Below are 16,843 nucleotides of genomic sequence, written 5' to 3'. Positions count from 1 at the left end.
GTCCGAGCACGGCCCTGATCATGAGCAATGTCCGTGCTCGTCCTTCAACACTACCCAGCGACACCGACACGGTGTCGTATTCCGAGCCGATGTGCGGCCGAGTCGACACCGGATCTCACTCAGGTGGTCAACTGTTCGACAAGCTCGGCGGCGGTGTTGACGCCGTCGAGCAGCTTGCCGACGTGCGCCTTTGTCCCGCGGCGTGGCTCGAGCGTCGGGATGCGCACCAGCGAATCCCCGCCGAGATCGAAGATCACCGAATCCCAGCTCGCGGCAGCGATATCGGCGCCGAAGCGGCGCAGGCACTCACCGCGGAAGTAGGCGCGAGTGTCGGTGGGCGGCTTGGTCATCGCATCGAGAATCTGCTGCTCTGTGACGAGACGTTTCATCGATCCGCGTGCCACGAGGCGGTTGTAGAGCCCCTTGTCCAGCCGCACGTCGGAGTACTGCAGGTCCATCAGGTGCAGTTTGGGCGCGGCCCAGCTCAGGCCCTCGCGCTTGCGCATCCCCTCGAGCAGACGCAGCTTGGCGGGCCAGTCGAGCAGATCGGCACATTCCATCGGATCACGTTCGAGCAGGTCGAGCACCATCGCCCAGTTCTCGATGATGTCGCGAACCCGGGGATCGTCGTTGGCGCTGCGTGCCACGTACTTCTCCACCCGATCCAGGTAGATGCGCTGTAAGGCCAGGCCGGTGAGCTCGCGGCCGTCGGTGAGCGCCACCGTGGCGCGCAGGGTGGGGTCGTGCGAGATCTGGTGCACCGCGGTGACGGGGCGGGCCAGCTGCAGATCCGACAGGTCCTCGCCCGCCTCGATCAGGTCCAGCACCAGCGCGGTGGTGCCGACCTTGAGGTAGGTGGACATTTCGGCCAGATTGGCGTCACCGATGATGACGTGCAGTCTGCGGTACTTGTCGGCGTCGGCATGCGGCTCGTCGCGGGTGTTGATGATGCCGCGCTTGAGCGTGGTCTCCAGGCCGACCTCGACCTCGATGTAGTCGGCACGCTGGGACAGCTGGAAACCGGCGTGGTCACCGGACTGGCCGATACCGACCCGACCGGAACCCGTGATCACCTGACGCGACACGAAGAACGGGGTCAGGCCGACGATGATCTGATTGAACGGGGTTTCGCGGCTCATCAGATAGTTCTCGTGGGTGCCGTAGGAGGCCCCCTTGCCGTCGACATTGTTCTTGTACAACTGCAGCCGCGGTGCGCCCGGCACGCTCGACGCATGCCGCGCCGCGGCCTCCATCACACGTTCACCTGCCTTGTCCCAGATCACCGCGTCCATCGGGTCGACGACCTCGGGTGCGGAGTATTCGGGGTGGGCATGGTCGACATACAGTCGGGCGCCGTTGGTGAGGATCATGTTCGCCGCACCTACCTCGTCGGCGTCGATCACCGGCGCAGGCCCGTTCATCCGACTCAGGTCGAAGCCGCGCGCATCGCGTAGCGGCGACTCCACCTCGTAATCCCATCGAGTTCGCTTCGCGCGCGGCACACCCTCCGCCGCCGCATAGGCGAGAACCGCCTGGGTGGAGGTGAGGATCGGGTTGGCGGACGGCTCGGTGGGAGTGGAGATGCCGTATTCGACCTCGATGCCGATGATGCGCTGCATAGCGACGAGCCTAGTGTGCAGTCGCCGAAGGCCGTCGACAGTCTCCGCACTTGGACGAATGCGGCTGCGGCCCCCGTGTCCCCGGGACCGCGAAAGTCCGTCGTCGGCATCTGCGCTCGATCGAGGGCATCGGCCATCCGGCGGACCTCGATCTCATACCGTGGGTGGTACTTACGGAGGACCCATCCGGGACCTGGTGAACGGGATATTCGGACCATGACCGAATCGATCGCCGATTCCCGCTCGGATACCGCGGGGCGACACCGCAAAGCGGACGAGCCGAATATGGCAGCACCGACTCCCGCCGCGCCCTCGCGAGTCGTCGCGCTGGATGTACTGCGCGGCATCGCCATCCTCGGCACGCTCGGCACGAACATCTGGATTCTCACCGATGTCGAGGGCCTCGTCGGCTACCTCGACGAGCTGCACACCGACGCGACCAGCTGGATGTGGGTCGAGCGGGTCATGCAGCAGGTGGCGCAGGGTAAGTTCCTCGGGCTGCTCACCATCATGTTCGGCATCGGACTCGCCATCCAGCAGGGTTCGGCCGCGCGAGCAGGCCGCCGCTGGCCGGGCAGCTATCCGTGGCGGGCCGGGCTACTCTTCCTCGACGGACTGCTGAATTTCTTATTCATCGCCGAGTTCGACGTGCTGATGGGGTACGCGCTCACCGGACTGGTCGTCGCCTTCATCCTCGCGACAAGCACACGCGCGCAACGTCGTTGGCTGATCGTCGCGGCGGGCATCCACCTCACGATGTTGACGTCCATCGCGGTCGGCATGGCATTCGATTCCCGTCAGGACTCGGGGCCGAGACAGGCGCTCGACCCGAATCCTTATGCCGACGGGTCGTTCTGGGATCTGGTGCTGTTCCGGCTGGAGAATGCGGGCATGTTCCGATTCGAGGCGATCTTCGTGTTCCCCATGTCGATCGCGCTGTTCCTGGCCGGTGCTCGGCTGTTCCGGGCCGGAGTCTTCCGACCCGAAGGCGCACGAATCCGCAAGCGGCTCATGATCGCCGGGCTCGTGGTGGCGGCTCCCCTGGATCTGATCATCGGTGTACTCGGTGGGGGTGACATGCTGCTGTTCACCCGATACGGCACGGCACCGTTCGTTTCGTTCGGCATCCTGGCACTGGTGGCCGAGTTCTCTCTGCACCGCCCGCGTGTCGGATTCCTCGGCCGCCGCCTCACCGACGTCGGCCGCACCGCGCTGAGCTGCTACATCCTGCAGAACCTGGTGGCGTCGATCCTGTGCTATGGCTGGGGTTTCGGCCTCGCCGCCCGGGTTTCTCCCGATGCCCGCATCCCGTTCACGGTCGGCATCTATCTGCTGGTCGCGCTGATCATCGTCGCCTTCGCGCACTTCTGGCTGCGCAGCTTCGAGCGCGGGCCGGTGGAGTGGCTGTGGAATACCAGTTACCGCGCGCTCACTCGCGAACGCTGACCGGTGCGGTCAGCCGCTGAAACGGACCACTCGACCGGTATTGTTCGGACCGCCGTTGTCGGCGATATAGACACCACCGTACGTGGTGGCGGCAAGGCCCTTCACCTCGACGAGGCCGCTCAACGGCAGGCGGGTCGGCACCCCACTCTCACCCCAGGGCGGCAGTTTGTAGACGAAATCGTCGCCGCCGAAATAGATCGCACCCGATTGGTCTACCGCCACGGCTCTCGGGTTGCGGAGGCCCGCGAAATCCTGCCTCGCGCCGCAGAAGCTGTAGGCCATGAGCCTCGCCGGTGGGCCATTCGCCTGTGCCGCCGATCCGGTGTACAGCCGGCTCTTGCTGTCGATCGCGAGGCCGACATAGTCGAGCGGACCCGGTTTGTAGAAATCGCCTACCGCCGCACCGACCCGGTGATGTGGCTCGTTGATCAGGCCGGTGACCGTCGCCCTTCTGCGGTATGCCGCACCAGGAATGCCTCGATCAGTGCACCACGCTGGTCGGCCGTCGCGCGCTCCAGTTCGATGGTGTCACCGTCGATTGTCACCGATATCTTGCGGGCCGCGGCCTGCCGGTTGAGCCAGTCACGCAGCGTCTCGATCAGCGCGGTGAACACTCCGCCGGATGCACTCAATGCGACAACCAGCGCGCCGATTGTGACAGGGTCGGCCGACTTCGCCGCATTCGGCACCAGACCGTCGCGAACCAGTGCCACCGAATCGACTTCGAGTTCGGACAGTTCCGCGCGCAATTGCCGTGCCAGACGGTCCACCTCGTCGGTATCGGAATTCGCGGCGAGGGCCATGACAATTCTTGCCGTCAGCACATGCGCGGCATCGCCTCCGTTCATTCGACCACCTCCCGCGGCCATATCTGCAGGCACACATGTTCCCGCACCGAACCTGCCCGCACAAGGCTTCTGCCGAAAGCCTGTCATGTGGTCGGCCGATCGCGGCCGAACCGCAAGCCAACAATGCGCTCGCATCATTGCCCGATCACATAACCGCACGTCGAGATACCCACGCGACCAGGCAGCGCCGCCTGCCCGCCGGGTAGCGGCGGACCGGAATACGAGTACGCAGCTACTCGTGCCCGCTGCGGGACTGCGCCGGATTCTTACCCTGCGTCACCGATCTCGCGTCGACGTATCAATTCCATCGGCACCTGGAGGAGCGTCATGTCGGATCCGGCACGCGCAATGAGTAAAGATGATGCTTTCGCTGAACTCGAAAGCCTCGCCACCGACGGCGTGATCTTGTTCGAGGGCGCGGCGTCGCCGAGCATGGTCAGTTTCGAGGGCCATGACCCCAGCACTGGAAACTTGATGCCGGGCAATGTTGCCGGGGGTGATAATCCGCAACGGCAACCATAACAACACGCCCAATGCACCGGACCGGCTCGATCCGCGAAATGCACTGGCAATAGTGCGATTCTGCCAGTTCCTCTCCAATAACTTCGGCGTGACCGACATGGTCCATTTCGGCCTCGACGGCGGTGGATTCAACGCCGACGGCTCACCGCGCACCGACTGCCACGGTCAAGGCCGGGCCTGCGACTTCGCCGGGGTGACGATGCCGGTCGGCGGCGTAATGCGCACGATCACCGTGACGAAGCACTGGGGCACCGTCGCCACCTTCGCAACTCCTGGCGGTAGCTGGCCGCCCGGCGCCGGCGGCAACGTGCACTACCGCCTCGACGAGGTCGACGCGCAGCCGCTCGGCGACGATCCCGATGGCAATATGTTCATCGCCGATTTCTTCCGCAGCGTCTACGACTTCATCGCCACTGAATGGCAGGACACCTCCGATGGTGCGGACCCCGCCGGCGTCACCACCGCGATCGGCGACAGCAGCTTCATCATGCACCCGGACCACCCGGCGTCGCACCCATTGCCCGCCAAGAACGGCCGCGAGGCGCATTTCAACCATATTCATATGCAGATCGGCAAAACCAGCACAGAATAGATACCGTCGTCAGTGTGACACTCGCCGACCGGTATCCCTTGCTGCACACCCCCACTCGCTGGGAGTGGGGCGGTCTGGACGTCCAGTTCTCGACCGACCCGCCGCCCGATGGTCTCGTGACAAACATCCATGTCGTCTGTTTCGTCGGCAACGAAATCGTGCTGTGCCGCGACGACCGCGACGTGTGGCTCGTCCCGGGCGGCACCCGCGAGGCGGGCGAGAGCATCGACGAGTGCATGCGGCGTGAGCTAAGCGAGGAGGCGGGTGCCCGGCCGGTGGGCTCGGTCCGGTGGCTCGGCGCCCACTATGCGACCTCCGATCATCCTGCGCCCTATCGCGATTGGCAGCCGCACCCGCACAAGGCGTGGCTGTGGTGCGCTGCCGACGTCGTCCTGGAATCCGCGCCCAGCAATCCCGACGATGCCGAGAACATCATCGAGGTGCGCGCATTTCCGATCCCCGAGGCCATTCGGTTCGCTTGCACCGACGGCGATCACATGGCCGAATTGCTCTCACTCGCAGTGGAACTCCACCGCCCGTAACTGCGCGCACCACACGCTGATCTCGACGGCACACAGCGACCTGCGCGCGAAACGAACACGACTCCGACGCACCCCACGTCCGGCACGATCCCGATATCGAACCCAGCCCGAGTCGCACCCACCGACATGGATGCCGCTGCGAGCCGCGCCACCGTGCCGCAATGCAATCCAGGTTCCGCCCGTTTTGTCACCGGTGACGTGATCCAGCTCACGAACTCCGGGTGACCGGGGCGGAATCGAGCCGTCGAGCACATGAATTTGGTCGAATGCACAAGGCAGTGGGCAACAGTCTTGGTGTTTGCCGCTGGTGCCACTGCTCGGCTATGCGGTGAGGTGAGAGATGCCAACGAGGTCGACCGACTCGCAGGACGACAGTGCGCCTCGACCAGATGTGAGCAGAAGGTTGAGTCTTGGTTTCATCGACAGTCCCGGCGGGCGCGGCCCGTCCGGACACATTGTGTGCCGCATTCCAGGCGAATGCCGCGAAGTATCCCGACGCCATTGCATTGCGCACCATGGGCGGCGGGTTCACGATCACTTGGCGGGCCTATGCCGATCGAGTGCGCACCATCGCCGCCGGGCTGGCCGGACTCGGCGTGCGCCCCGGCGACACTGTCGCGCTGATGATGACCAACCGCCCCGAATTCCATTTGTGCGACACCGCCGTTCTGCACACCGGCGGCACCCCGTTCTCGGTGTACAACACCAACCCCATCGACCTGCTTGCCTACCAATTCGGCAACGCCGGCAACAAGGTGGTGATCTGCGAGCGCCAGTTCGTGCCGCAGATCCTTGCGGCGGCGGCCAAGGCCGCCGAGCACGGCAACCGGGTCGAGCACGTGGTCTGCGTCGACGAAGCACCGGACGGCACGACTGCGCTTTCGGCCGTCGAGGCAGCGCCACTGGCGGATTTCGATTTCGACACCACCTGGCGCGCAGTGAAACCCGAAGATCTACTGACCATCGTCTATACCTCGGGCACCACCGGGCCACCCAAGGGCGTCGAGCTCACCCACACCAACTTCATCGAAAACGCCCGTGTCATCGAACAATTCGGCGGCGGTGGAGCGGACGATCGGGTGATCTCTTACCTGCCCGACGCGCACGCCGCCAACCGGTGGTTCGCCCACTATCTGACCATGCTCGAGGGCGGCGAGATCACCACCGTCGCCGTTTTCGGGAAGGTGGCGGATGCCCTTACCGAGGTGCATCCGACAGTCTTCCTCGGCGTACCGCGCGTGTGGGTGAAAGTCAAAGGTGCTCTGGAGGATCGGTTCAACGCCGAGCGCCCGATCAAGCGCCGACTGGCGCTCTGGGCGATCGGCGTCGGCCGCGCAAAGGCTCGCGCAATCTCCGACGGCCGTACCCTCGGCCCGCTGGATCGACTCCGGCACCGGCTCGCAGAGCTCCTGGTGCTCGCCCCCATCCGCACCCGCCTCGGCCTGGATCGCACGCGCGTCGCAGTCACCGGATCGGTGGCGATTCCGCCGGAGGTGCACGAATTCTTCCTCGGTCTCGGTCTGCCGTTGTGCGAGGGGTACGGCATGACCGAATGCACCGCGGGAGCAACGCTGAACGGGCCCGAGCGGGTCAAGATCGGCACCGTCGGCAGGCCGCTGCCCGGCGCGGAGGTGAAACTCGGCGACGACGGCGAAGTGCTGATCCGCGGCAAGATGGTGATGCGCGGCTACCGCAACGACCCGGAAAAGACCGCCGAGACGGTGGATGCCGACGGCTGGCTGCACACCGGCGACATCGGCATCATCGACGCCGACGGCTACCTCTCGATCGTCGACCGCAAGAAGGAACTCATCATCAACGCGGCGGGCAAGAACATGTCGCCGTCCAATATCGAGAACACGGTCACCGAGAACTGCCCGCTGGCGGGCACTGTGGTGGTGATCGGCGAGCAGCGCCCATACAACACCGCGCTGATCTGCCTAGACCCCGATCTGACCACTGCGTTCGCGCAACGCAACCAGCTCGCCGCAGCCACCGTAGCCGAGTTGGCGAAGAACCCGGAGGTGCTTGCGACGATCGAACGAGGCGTGGCGGCCGCCAACAGCAAGCTCTCCCGTGTGGAGCAGATCAAGAAATACCTCGTGCTCACCGAGGTGTGGGAGCCGGGCAGCGACGTTCTGACCGCCACCGGCAAACTCCGACGAATCCCGATCGCCACCCGCTACACGGATACGATCGAGTCCCTGTACTCGACGTAGTCCGGGACGGAGGACAGCAATGATGTCAGCGCGGACCCGGAGGTGTAGATGAGCGATCCTGGCAAAGCCCCGCTCATCGGAGCCGACCGGCTGCGGGCGCCCCGGACCGTGCCGGTGTTCGACGATTTTCACCGCAGGGTCGCGTCGATGATCGACGGGTTCTATACGGTGCTCCCGCCTTATCAGCGGCTGCCGCAATCCCTGGTCGAGACCGACTTCGCCCATGGAACGAAGCTGAATGTCGACCTGTTCTTCGAGTATCTGCGCAGCGGCGCGGAGCCGTCGGAGGAAGACACCAGAGAGCTCGTCGAGCTCGCGATGGAGCGGATGCGCGACGGCACACCGCTGCCGGAGGTGCTCGACCGTTACCGGCTCGGCGCGTCCTTTCTCTGGGAGCGGCTGCGCGAATCGGCCGCGCCGGCCGAGCGCGAGCTACTGCTCGACGTGTCACTGGTGCTGTTGAAGTACGTCACGCTGGTGACCGGGCGCATTGCCGGCGCCGCCACCCAGCGTTCGCACGATCCGCGCTGGGAGCTGCTCGAGCGCAGACGCGGCATCGCCGATGCCCTGCTCACCGGCCGCGACCCGATCGAATGGGCCAATGACCCGGTGATCCCGGTGGCCGACGCCTTCCTCGTCGCGGTGTTCCGCCTGTGCGGCACCCGAGGCGGGCCCGCAGCCGCACTGCGGCACCGGGTCGAGGCCATCCCCGGGGTGTTCCTGCGCCTGGACGCGGGCGGCTGGACCGCTCTCATTCCGCTGCTACCGGGCGATGACGGCGCGGCGACGCTGACCGCCCTCACCGCGCGCATGCCCGCCCAGCTTCCCGGACAGCCGCCGCCGTACTGGGTGGGTGTCTGCGCTGCCCGGTCGCGGGCCGAGATTCCCGCGATGTTCGCCGAGTCGCGGGTGCTCGCGGAACTCGGCCGTTGCCTAGTGCGCCGTGAAATCCTGTGCCGCAGAATAAATTTGCAATTCGAATACACCGTCGCAGTGAGTGACGCGGCCCGACCGGGACTGGCCTCGGTGCTCGCGCCGCTGGATGCGCAGCCGATGCTGGCCGAGACGCTCGAAGTGTTCGTCGACAGCGGCTTCAATCAGCTGGCCACCGCACGTCAGCTCAGCGTGCACCGCAACACGGTCACCTACCGCCTCTCGCGTGTCCACGAACTCACGGGCCTTGACCCGCATCGGCCCGCGGACGCCATGACCCTCTCCGCGGCCCGCCTGGCTCGCCGGTTGGAGTCCGCCGACTTCGCCCCGTGACCATTCGTCGGGTCGGTGTGCGAGCAATTGCCTGCACAGGTGTCGAGGCAGCTAGGCAGCGGCCAACCCCCTGGCCGGCCGCCGGTTTCGGCGTCGCGGGACCGATCGATGCGACCGCGCTCGAAGCCGCATTCGCGGCATGAATCCCGCGCCACGACTCACTGCACTGCTGCTTCGGTTCGCCTGCGGAGGCGGGACGGTGTCGGTGCATCTGGTGCCCGACACCGATATCCGGCTCGGCGCACAGCCTGCCGTCCGGGCAGGTTCTCGAGACTAGCTCCGTGCGCTGCTCGGCACCAGGATCGACAATGCATGCACGCCATGCAGTTTCGCGCCGGACGGAGGTTCGTGATGCGACACCATTCGGTCCCGTCCACGCAACGCAGAATTCAGCCGCAGCGCACCGCTGGACGACGTGCAGTTGTGGTTCACCCGCAGCGACGATGGCCTCACGTTGCGCACCCGGTTCCCGGACACCCCCATGGCCCGGCCTTTGGTCACCGAGTTCCTCGATCGAGTCGCCGATATCCTGACAACTGCCGTGCGCCCGGGATAGTCTCGGCGAGGGATCCGAACCGGGATTCGCAGTCTGCCGGGAGCGTCCGATGATGAAGGCTCTGGTTACCTCGACCTCACCTCGATCCGCGAGCGCTGCCGTCGGCCCACCCGGCGACGCTCGCAGCGAAGGTAGCGCGTTGCTGCGGGCCGGCGTGCTCGCCTTCGGCGGTTCGATCGGCCCGACCGCACTGCATGCCCATCACGCCGTACAGATCGTCGCCGCCTGTACCCCGGTAATCGTGGTGGACGCCAGCGGCATTCGCCATCAGGGCACCCACGTGATCGTCCCCGCCGACGCGCCGCACCGGATCGCCGCGGGCGCCGAGCGCGGCACGGCGATCTACCTCGATCCCGAGACCGCCGCGGGCGCGGCCGCCGACCGTAGGGCGCACACCTACGGTTGGGCAGACAGCGCCCACTCACTGCCGGTCGATCCAACGGGAGCGGCACTGGCCGACGTGGTGGCCGATGTCGTCCGCGATCTCCAGCACGACGAGCACCACACCGGCAACCCCGCACGGCATGCCGCGGTGACCGAAGCGCTCGGGTTGCTTCCCACGTTGATTCGCAACGGCCCGGTCCGTGGCACCGACGTCGCCCGCAGGCTCGGTATTTCGGCGACCCGGCTGACCCATCTGTTCACCGAACAGATGGGAATCCCGATGCGTCCCTACATCTTTTGGTTGCGCCTGCACGTCGCCGTGACCCGGGTCCGATCCGGCGACGACCTGACCGCTGCTGCCCGCGCCGCGGGCTACGCCGACAGCGCCCAGCTCACCCGCACCTGCCGCCGCATCTTCGGTCTGCCCCCTACGGCGCTGGGCAGCCACGTCGACTGGGATCTCGGCGACGAACCATAGCCCCAGGGATCAACGGTCCCGGGTGAACCAGGCCGTGGATTCGCCTTTGCAGAGCAGCACGAGGACCGCGACCGACAGGCCGAGACCGAGAAAGCCCGTCAGCGGGCCGATCGCCACCAGCCCGAGGCATACGAAGGCTTCGACCGCAGCGAGAGCGACACCGATCACCTGGACCGGTCGACCGAAGATGCCGAATACGAACGCAACGACGGCAAGCAGCCAGGCGAAGAAATATCCGAATACCATGGCGCCCGCCAATTCGACGTTCTCGGCTCGCCAAGCAATGGTCGTGAGTGCGGCTCCGAATGCGCCGAAAGACCAGGCGGCCACCTGGGCCGAACGGACGGTTTCCGGCATCCGCTGCCGACTAACGGGCTGCGAGATTCCCGCACGTGTGAAAGGAACTGCATATTCGGCGCCGCCACCGCGAGTCGATTCGTCGGGGCCAGATTCGTCACTCAATGCGCACCCCTCCATTCACCGGTCAAACCTGTGTGGAGCTCCCGCGAACCATAACTTCGACGCATGTGTTCGCCGACACGACGCGCTCGAAGATTCGGCACACAGCGCGATGTCGCAACACCGACCGGGTACGCTCGGGGAATGTTCGCGCGGGTCCAGCTCTCGACGTTTGCGGTTTTCGCAGACGTCCTCCCCGCGCTCGCGCTGATCGTGGCACCCACCAACGAGCACGGCTCACTGGCCTTGCTCGGCGTGGTCGCGGCTTCGGTGGTCTTCGCGCTCATCGCGCTGCAGACCACCCGCAGGCTGCCGCTACTTGTCGCCCGATCCGGCCCGCCGCCCTCCGCGCAACGCCGGCGACGGGGTTCCTTTCTGCGCCAGAGCAATCCTGACACTGCGGGTCGGCCGCGACCTCGAGCGCCCGGTCTCGCCGACGCCTGACGTCCACCTCGCACCCGGTGCGCGGTGTCGTCGGCATTCCGGCTGACCATTCCCATTCCCGTGCGCGCTCGCACGTTTCGCAGTCAGGTATTCCGTCATGCTCGACTTCATCTATTACCCCGTGTCCGCCATTCTCTGGATATGGCACACCGCATTCGGCGCGATCCTCGGCCCGGACAGCGGGCTCTCCTGGGTCCTTGCGGTGGTATTTCTCGTCGTCACCCTGCGCGCGGCGCTATTTCTGCCGTTCCTGAAACAAGCGCGCACCCAAACCGCGGTCAAGCGCCTGCAACCGCAGATCACGGCGTTGAAGAAGAAATACGCCGACGACCGGCAACGGCAGACGATCGAGATCCAGAAGCTGCACAAAGAGCACGGTGTCAGCCTGCTCGCAGGCTGTCTGCCGATACTCGGACAGGGTCTGGTGTTCTTCGGCCTGTTCCACGTGCTGCGGTCCTTCGACCGCACCGGCACGGCCGGGCACCTGCCCTTCCTCACGCCTACCGCCCCGATGACGGCCACCCAGAATGCCGTCACACCCAACTACGTGTTCAGCGCCGCGGACGTGCAATCCTTCATGCAGGCCAAACTGTTCGGTGCACCGATGTCTGCAACGTTGGCCAATACGGGCGGCCTCGCCTCAACCGTTGCTCTGATCGCGATTCCCTTGATGCTGATCGCCGCTGTCGCAACACATTTCACCGCCAGAGCTGCCATCACACGGCAGGACCCCACCACGAACCAGCTGCCGCTCATGAACACGTTGTCGCTGTGGGTGTTTCCCGCGGGCGCGATCGTCGGTGGCACCGTGCTGCCGGTGGCGATCCTGTTGTACTGGGTGTCGAACAATGCGTGGACACTCGCGCAGCAACACCTCGTCTACCGACGGCTCGACGCCGAATCGGCCACCGAAGCACGACGAGCCGCAGCGGCGCGGGCAAACACCGCTCCCAAGCCAGGCGTGAAGCCGAACCGACGCCGACGGTAAGCACTTCCGCCGCCCCACTTCCGGGTGGGGCGGCATGGGCTAGGCCGTGCGCGCCTGCAAGTAGTAGACGACCGAGACTGTGCTCAACACCTGCCGTACGCCGACCGGCGCCCAGGTCGCCGACGCGTCGTGTTCGACGACCGGGTCGACGAGCGAGAGGGCCCTTCCCTTGGTTTCCAGCTCGAAAGCGCCTGCGGCGCAGATGTTCTTGACCCAATCGACATCACGGCCGTAGGTGAGCGCGATACGGTAGACGCCGTCGCTTTCGAAGACCCAGACCGGAGTTCGGTAGGCGCGACCGGATTTTCGACCCTTGTGCACGACGACGCCGAAGGGCGGAACCTTGCCTGCGAGGCGGTTCGCGGCGGGATTGGTGACGTGTCGATTGAAATTCGCCAGTGCGCGCGGAAGCACCATCGGGGCGATCCTCTCTCCAGGTGGCGTGCGCCACTCACGTTACTCTCGACCGGTGTCAGCTCAACCGAACTCGGAGATGATCGCGGTCTACGACCAGGCAGGAAGCGTAGTCGGTGCAGCCGACCGCGCCACGGTCTACCGTGACGGAATCTGGCACGCCAGTGCTGGTGTGCTCGTTCGATCCGGCGACGGCACGCGCATCTATGTGCACCGCCGCACCGACACCAAAATGGTGTTCGCCGGCATGCACGATTGTCTGGCCGGCGGCGTCGTCGAGCCCGGCGAAACACCCGCGCTGACCGCGGTCCGCGAACTCGCCGAGGAGCTGGGCATCACGCTGCCTGCGGGTACAACCCTGCCGCTGCTGCGCACGATTTCCTGGGACGGCGAATGGCACGGCCGGCCGATGCGCTGCCATCTGTTCGCCTATGAATTGCGCTACGACGGTCCCCTGCGGCATCAGCCCGAAGAGATCGCCGACGGCTGGTGGTGGACCGACGCCGAACTTGCCGCCCACCTGGCCGACCCGACCTGGCCTTTCGTTCCCGACACCCGCATCCTCGTCGAGGGAGTGCTGGGTTGACTCCCCCGGTCGTCCCGGCGGCCGGAGGGAGCCACCTCCACGGTGGACCCCCACGGTCCCCGGGATGACGTCGGCAGACGCTGCCGCGGCAGATCAGCCGGCGCTGCCGCTGCCGACCTTCAGGATGGATTCGACGATCATGGCCACGACTTGGAGCAATTCCATATTTCTTTCCTAGCTTCGTGCGGTATGCAACATTGACGAAGCTGGAAGTCTCGACGAGGGAGATGTCCGGGAGGTAACCCGTTCGTGAAATGCCTGCTCAGCTCGACGAGGCGACCGATCCCGCCCATGCGGCAAACGCGCCGGGATTGCGAGTCTGCAGTAGCACCCGGCCCGGTCCGACGAAATCGAAGACGAAGCCCTCACCGGATTTCAGCGACTGGATCGACCGCCCGGAGACCGCGCGGCGGATGGTGAAGTTCATCGCGAGGTCGTAGGCCACCACATGTCCGGTGTCGATGGTGATCGGTTCGCCCGGCTGCAGATCGATGACGTCGATCGCGCCGAAAACGCCGACTACGATCTCGCCGTCGCCGTGCGCGCGCAGCCCGAAGCCGCCCTCGCCGCCGAACAGATTCGCGAAGCCACCCCACTTGCTTTCCACCTGCACGCCATGGGAATTCGCGATCCAGCCGCCGCGGCTGATGAAGAACGGGCGGTCCGGCGTGATCTGCAGATTCAGCATGTCGCCTGGCAGCGCGGGCGCCACATCGACCCAACCACCCTGCGGGGGCGCGGTGAACGTGGAGACGAAGAACGATTCACCCGCCAGCACCGAGCGCTTCAACCCGGCCAGAATCCCGCCTTCGGCCTTGGCCTGCAACGTGACTCCCGCCGAATGCGCGACCATGGCGCCGCTTTCGACCCGCATCGGCTCGCCACCCGCGAGGAAGCATCTCGCGATGGTCGACGCGGGGTTATGGCGCAGTTGTACCTTCATATTCGCCGACCCTACCGCGTCTGGACGACAGCCGAGAGGCGGCGATCACGGGCGCGTCAGGGCCGGAGATCCCTGCGTCACACCGTCGTCGGTGTCACTGCAGCGATCGCAGGGTGGCGTCGTCTCGCGCGACCACGCCGCCGCCGTCAGGGGTGAGCACAATCGGCCGCTGGATCAGCTTCGGATTCGCGGCGAGCGCCTCGATCCAGCGTTCCCGGTCGGCCGCACCGCGACCCCAGCCGGACATGCCGAGATCCTTGGCGATCTGCTCGCCGGTGCGGGTGATGTCCCACGGCTCCGCGCCGAGCCGCCGCAGCACGGCGCGCAGTTCCTCGGTCGTCGGCGGATCGTCGAGGTAACGCCGGAGCGTGTATTCGACGCCTGCCTCATCGAGGAACGCGGTGGCATTGCGGCTCTTGGTGCACCGCGGGTTGTGCCAGATCTCGGTCTGCCCGGTAGTCATGAACGCACACTATCGCTTCACAGTTGCATCCGGACGGGTCACACCCCTTGGCCACCGATAGCGACTTCATGGCGACAGAACAGGCGATACCCGCATGGGAATTACGGCAAACGGCGATGTGGGTTGGTACCGCCATGACGGCTGGATCGACGAATCAGCCACTTGGACCGGAGGTAAGGGCGGCCGCCGGATCGGCAGCGGATGGCAGTTCTACACCGAGGTCTTCGGTTCATACGATGCCAACGGCCAGATCTATGGAATCGCATACGAGGGCTTCCTCGACTGGTACCGGCACGAGGGCTGGCCCGACGGATCACCCACACGGGTTGCAGGCGACGGCGGCAGGCGAGTCGGCGTCGCCTTTGATCATTTTTCGCGGGTAGTTCTGGGGCCGGTGGTCGAGTTCGCATAACGAAATCCGGTACCCCACGACCTCACAGATGCATCCAAACCGGCCACACCTCTGACCACGGGTGGCGCAGTCCGGTGCACTTCCAGATGGTGACGTTCTGGGTGTTGCCTTCGTAGCCGAGTCTGCTGTCGACCTTGCCAACGGGTGCTATCTCATCGAAGTTCCAGCGCAGGAAGGCTTCGTTGACGCCGACGGCAAGTACCACGGTCGCCGTGTCGGGCGGCGTGCCGAAGTAGCCGTAGCCGCGGCTCGGGCTGTAGATCGGGGGCAGCCGGTCACGGGCGAACTGGTCCAATGCACTTGCCTGCCAATAGGTATCGGTCACCACGATGGCCCCGGCCTGTTCGTCGGGAGTCAGCGAATCGTAGGCATCGGTGACCGCCGTCGTCAGCTCCGGCCAGCCGAACTCGCCGTACACGCCGATATTGATCATCGCCTCGGCATCGTCGATGGGCGGATCGACGTGTGCCGCGTCCCGCCACGGAGTCGACATCAGCATGTAGGCCATCGCCACCGCGGCGAGCGCGATGCCGCCGCCGGTCAGCAAGCGTCGCGGCGCAGGCCGCAACCGCGCGGCCAGTTCGGTGAGCCCGACCGCGCCCGCCGCGAACATCACGCCGTACATTCCGGCCACATAGTAGACACGGCCGCCGATCGTCAGGAAGATCGCGAACAGCAACAGCAGGCTCACCGCGAGGAACCGGTAGGGACGCAGCGAGACCTGCCACAGCAGGGCCAACACGCCGTACACCAGCAGGACTGTGCCCAGGTATCCCGCGGTGAGCAGGGCGAGCGGCACAAACATCACCTTGCCGCCCAGAATTCCCTGTTCACCACTGATCACCATGCCCATTTCCAGTTGCGGCCAGTCGTGCCGCGCCTGCCAGATCAGCGTCGGCACCGTTGCGATGACCACGATCAGCCCGCCGAGCCACAGCAGCGGCCGCCGCACCAACTCGCGCGGACCGAAGACCAGCGCGCTGACCGCGACGGTGATCCAGAAGAACGGGATCAACCACTTCACCTGCATGTCGACTGCCGTCACCAGCGCCGCGCACAGCAGCAGCCGGTCGCGCCGCGTGCGCACCCACCGCACCACCAGCCAGGTGATGATCGCCCACAGCACGGTGTCGACGGCGTTGGTGGTGAGCATCTTGCCCTGCAACAGCAGGAACGGCGAGGTGACGTAGGCGAAAGCGGCGAACAGTTGCGCGCCGCGACCGCCACCGAGCTCGCGGGCGATCATCGCGCAGAGCACGGTCGCCAGCACGGTCAGTGCGACCACCGGCAGCCGCAACACGAAATAGGACCCGGGCGCGATGGTGTCCATCAGCCGGGCCAGCATCGGCAGCACCGGACCTTGATCGGCATAACCGAAAGACGGCCGCCGTCCTGCGGCGAGGAAGTAGAGCTCGTCACCGAAGTAGTCGTAGCGGCTGATGGAGAACAGCAGCACCCCCGCCGAAACCGCGGCGACGACGGCGATGCTCGTGGTCGCCGGCGGCGGGCGCCCATCGGGCGCGGTGTCGAGCTCGTGACGATCTTCGGTGTCGGTCACGCCAGCTCCTGAAGGAGTTCGAGTCGGACAGCTCGAATGTAGCGGGAAACGGCCGTCGGGGTGTTCACCGGACGGGCGAGTCCGCTGCTCGGCGGCCGAGCGGG

20 protein-coding genes are annotated in these 16,843 nt (G+C 65.9%); 12 read left to right on the top strand and 8 right to left on the bottom strand.

Features of this window, described 5'->3' with window-relative positions:
- Positions 1-119: 119 nt before the first annotated feature.
- Positions 120-1,619 (bottom strand): depupylase/deamidase Dop, encoded by a 1,500-nt coding sequence (gene dop / locus ACLMAL_RS03750; protein WP_328400443.1) that lies wholly within the window; start codon positions 1,617-1,619, stop codon positions 120-122.
- A 285-nt stretch (positions 1,620-1,904) separates the two neighbouring features.
- Here dop and ACLMAL_RS03745 point away from each other — a divergent pair, with 285 nt between their 5' ends.
- Complete coding sequence (locus ACLMAL_RS03745) at positions 1,905-3,065, top strand: DUF418 domain-containing protein (protein WP_411997899.1); 1,161 nt, start codon at positions 1,905-1,907, stop codon at positions 3,063-3,065.
- 9 nt (positions 3,066-3,074) lie between these two features.
- On the opposite strand, the gene ACLMAL_RS03740 is transcribed toward ACLMAL_RS03745, so the two are convergent.
- Together ACLMAL_RS03740 and ACLMAL_RS03735 are read right to left on the bottom strand one after the other, a co-directional pair.
- Entirely contained in the window at positions 3,075-3,287 is a 213-nt protein-coding gene (locus tag ACLMAL_RS03740) for a hypothetical protein (RefSeq protein ID WP_411997775.1), read from the bottom strand.
- 206 nt (positions 3,288-3,493) lie between these two features.
- On the bottom strand, positions 3,494-3,913 hold the full coding sequence (locus ACLMAL_RS03735) for an effector-associated constant component EACC1 (protein ID WP_411997774.1): 420 nt from the start codon (positions 3,911-3,913) through the stop codon (positions 3,494-3,496).
- A gap of 327 nt (positions 3,914-4,240) precedes the next feature.
- Here ACLMAL_RS03735 and ACLMAL_RS03730 point away from each other — a divergent pair, with 327 nt between their 5' ends.
- From ACLMAL_RS03730 to ACLMAL_RS03700, 7 genes are all read left to right on the top strand, one after another.
- Positions 4,241-4,435, top strand: a complete 195-nt coding sequence (locus ACLMAL_RS03730) for a hypothetical protein (protein ID WP_411997773.1) — start codon at positions 4,241-4,243, stop codon at positions 4,433-4,435.
- 88 nt (positions 4,436-4,523) lie between these two features.
- Complete coding sequence (locus ACLMAL_RS03725) at positions 4,524-5,027, top strand: hypothetical protein (protein ID WP_411997772.1); 504 nt, start codon at positions 4,524-4,526, stop codon at positions 5,025-5,027.
- Between the two features lie 14 nt (positions 5,028-5,041).
- Entirely contained in the window at positions 5,042-5,569 is a 528-nt protein-coding gene (locus tag ACLMAL_RS03720) for an NUDIX hydrolase (protein WP_411997771.1), read from the top strand.
- Positions 5,570-5,979: 410 nt separating this feature from the next.
- Positions 5,980-7,788: an AMP-dependent synthetase/ligase gene (locus tag ACLMAL_RS03715; RefSeq protein ID WP_411997770.1), complete on the top strand. Its 1,809-nt coding sequence runs from the start codon at positions 5,980-5,982 to the stop codon at positions 7,786-7,788.
- Positions 7,789-7,836: 48 nt separating this feature from the next.
- Complete coding sequence (locus tag ACLMAL_RS03710; RefSeq protein WP_411997769.1) at positions 7,837-9,054, top strand: PucR family transcriptional regulator; 1,218 nt, start codon at positions 7,837-7,839, stop codon at positions 9,052-9,054.
- 415 nt (positions 9,055-9,469) lie between these two features.
- Entirely contained in the window at positions 9,470-9,610 is a 141-nt protein-coding gene (locus ACLMAL_RS03705) for a hypothetical protein (RefSeq protein WP_411997768.1), read from the top strand.
- A gap of 49 nt (positions 9,611-9,659) precedes the next feature.
- Positions 9,660-10,472: a helix-turn-helix domain-containing protein gene (locus tag ACLMAL_RS03700; protein WP_411997767.1), complete on the top strand. Its 813-nt coding sequence runs from the start codon at positions 9,660-9,662 to the stop codon at positions 10,470-10,472.
- Between the two features lie 9 nt (positions 10,473-10,481).
- Here ACLMAL_RS03700 and ACLMAL_RS03695 read toward each other — a convergent pair whose 3' ends face one another.
- Complete coding sequence (locus ACLMAL_RS03695; protein WP_411997766.1) at positions 10,482-10,829, bottom strand: hypothetical protein; 348 nt, start codon at positions 10,827-10,829, stop codon at positions 10,482-10,484.
- Positions 10,830-11,075: 246 nt separating this feature from the next.
- Here ACLMAL_RS03695 and ACLMAL_RS03690 point away from each other — a divergent pair, with 246 nt between their 5' ends.
- Complete coding sequence (locus ACLMAL_RS03690) at positions 11,076-11,375, top strand: DUF6412 domain-containing protein (protein ID WP_411997765.1); 300 nt, start codon at positions 11,076-11,078, stop codon at positions 11,373-11,375.
- A 97-nt stretch (positions 11,376-11,472) separates the two neighbouring features.
- On the top strand, positions 11,473-12,363 hold the full coding sequence (gene yidC, locus ACLMAL_RS03685) for a membrane protein insertase YidC (RefSeq protein ID WP_411997764.1): 891 nt from the start codon (positions 11,473-11,475) through the stop codon (positions 12,361-12,363).
- A 39-nt stretch (positions 12,364-12,402) separates the two neighbouring features.
- On the opposite strand, the gene ACLMAL_RS03680 is transcribed toward yidC, so the two are convergent.
- Entirely contained in the window at positions 12,403-12,780 is a 378-nt protein-coding gene (locus ACLMAL_RS03680) for a nitroreductase family deazaflavin-dependent oxidoreductase (protein WP_411997763.1), read from the bottom strand.
- A 76-nt stretch (positions 12,781-12,856) separates the two neighbouring features.
- Here ACLMAL_RS03680 and ACLMAL_RS03675 point away from each other — a divergent pair, with 76 nt between their 5' ends.
- Positions 12,857-13,363 (top strand): NUDIX hydrolase, encoded by a 507-nt coding sequence (locus tag ACLMAL_RS03675; RefSeq protein WP_411997898.1) that lies wholly within the window; start codon positions 12,857-12,859, stop codon positions 13,361-13,363.
- Between the two features lie 262 nt (positions 13,364-13,625).
- Here the strand turns inward: ACLMAL_RS03675 and ACLMAL_RS03670 are convergent, their stop codons facing one another.
- Together ACLMAL_RS03670 and ACLMAL_RS03665 are read right to left on the bottom strand one after the other, a co-directional pair.
- Complete coding sequence (locus tag ACLMAL_RS03670) at positions 13,626-14,306, bottom strand: TIGR00266 family protein (RefSeq protein ID WP_379063751.1); 681 nt, start codon at positions 14,304-14,306, stop codon at positions 13,626-13,628.
- Positions 14,307-14,400: 94 nt separating this feature from the next.
- A complete protein-coding gene (locus tag ACLMAL_RS03665) occupies positions 14,401-14,769 on the bottom strand; it encodes an arsenate reductase family protein (RefSeq protein ID WP_411997762.1) in 369 nt (122 codons plus the stop codon).
- A 94-nt stretch (positions 14,770-14,863) separates the two neighbouring features.
- Here ACLMAL_RS03665 and ACLMAL_RS03660 point away from each other — a divergent pair, with 94 nt between their 5' ends.
- Positions 14,864-15,181, top strand: a complete 318-nt coding sequence (locus tag ACLMAL_RS03660; RefSeq protein ID WP_411997761.1) for a hypothetical protein — start codon at positions 14,864-14,866, stop codon at positions 15,179-15,181.
- Between the two features lie 22 nt (positions 15,182-15,203).
- On the opposite strand, the gene ACLMAL_RS03655 is transcribed toward ACLMAL_RS03660, so the two are convergent.
- Positions 15,204-16,739 carry a glycosyltransferase family 39 protein gene (locus tag ACLMAL_RS03655; RefSeq protein ID WP_411997760.1) on the bottom strand — a complete coding sequence of 512 codons (1,536 nt, stop codon included), beginning with the start codon at positions 16,737-16,739 and terminating at the stop codon, positions 15,204-15,206.
- Between the last annotated feature and the right edge of the window lie 104 nt (positions 16,740-16,843).

Origin of the sequence: Nocardia sp. CWNU-33 (genome assembly GCF_046764895.1) — a bacterium.
GTDB lineage: Bacteria > Actinomycetota > Actinomycetes > Mycobacteriales > Mycobacteriaceae > Nocardia.
The sequence above is the reverse complement of the archived record's forward strand: the minus strand, read 5'-3'. Positions and strand labels throughout refer to the sequence as shown.

What these genes read in the sequence shown, in the direction of transcription:
- dop (WP_328400443.1), bottom strand. Translation starts at nt 1,619, where the DNA reads ATGCAGCGCATCATCGGCATCGAGGTCGAATACGGCATCTCCACTCCC.
- ACLMAL_RS03745 (WP_411997899.1), top strand. Translation starts at nt 1,905, where the DNA reads ATGGCAGCACCGACTCCCGCCGCGCCCTCGCGAGTCGTCGCGCTGGAT.
- ACLMAL_RS03735 (WP_411997774.1), bottom strand. Translation starts at nt 3,913, where the DNA reads ATGAACGGAGGCGATGCCGCGCATGTGCTGACGGCAAGAATTGTCATG.
- ACLMAL_RS03730 (WP_411997773.1), top strand. Translation starts at nt 4,241, where the DNA reads ATGTCGGATCCGGCACGCGCAATGAGTAAAGATGATGCTTTCGCTGAA.
- ACLMAL_RS03710 (WP_411997769.1), top strand. Translation starts at nt 7,837, where the DNA reads ATGAGCGATCCTGGCAAAGCCCCGCTCATCGGAGCCGACCGGCTGCGG.
- ACLMAL_RS03700 (WP_411997767.1), top strand. Translation starts at nt 9,660, where the DNA reads ATGATGAAGGCTCTGGTTACCTCGACCTCACCTCGATCCGCGAGCGCT.
- ACLMAL_RS03695 (WP_411997766.1), bottom strand. Translation starts at nt 10,829, where the DNA reads ATGCCGGAAACCGTCCGTTCGGCCCAGGTGGCCGCCTGGTCTTTCGGC.
- ACLMAL_RS03690 (WP_411997765.1), top strand. Translation starts at nt 11,076, where the DNA reads ATGTTCGCGCGGGTCCAGCTCTCGACGTTTGCGGTTTTCGCAGACGTC.
- yidC (WP_411997764.1), top strand. Translation starts at nt 11,473, where the DNA reads ATGCTCGACTTCATCTATTACCCCGTGTCCGCCATTCTCTGGATATGG.
- ACLMAL_RS03680 (WP_411997763.1), bottom strand. Translation starts at nt 12,780, where the DNA reads ATGGTGCTTCCGCGCGCACTGGCGAATTTCAATCGACACGTCACCAAT.
- ACLMAL_RS03675 (WP_411997898.1), top strand. Translation starts at nt 12,857, where the DNA reads ATGATCGCGGTCTACGACCAGGCAGGAAGCGTAGTCGGTGCAGCCGAC.
- ACLMAL_RS03670 (WP_379063751.1), bottom strand. Translation starts at nt 14,306, where the DNA reads ATGAAGGTACAACTGCGCCATAACCCCGCGTCGACCATCGCGAGATGC.
- ACLMAL_RS03665 (WP_411997762.1), bottom strand. Translation starts at nt 14,769, where the DNA reads ATGACTACCGGGCAGACCGAGATCTGGCACAACCCGCGGTGCACCAAG.
- ACLMAL_RS03660 (WP_411997761.1), top strand. Translation starts at nt 14,864, where the DNA reads ATGGGAATTACGGCAAACGGCGATGTGGGTTGGTACCGCCATGACGGC.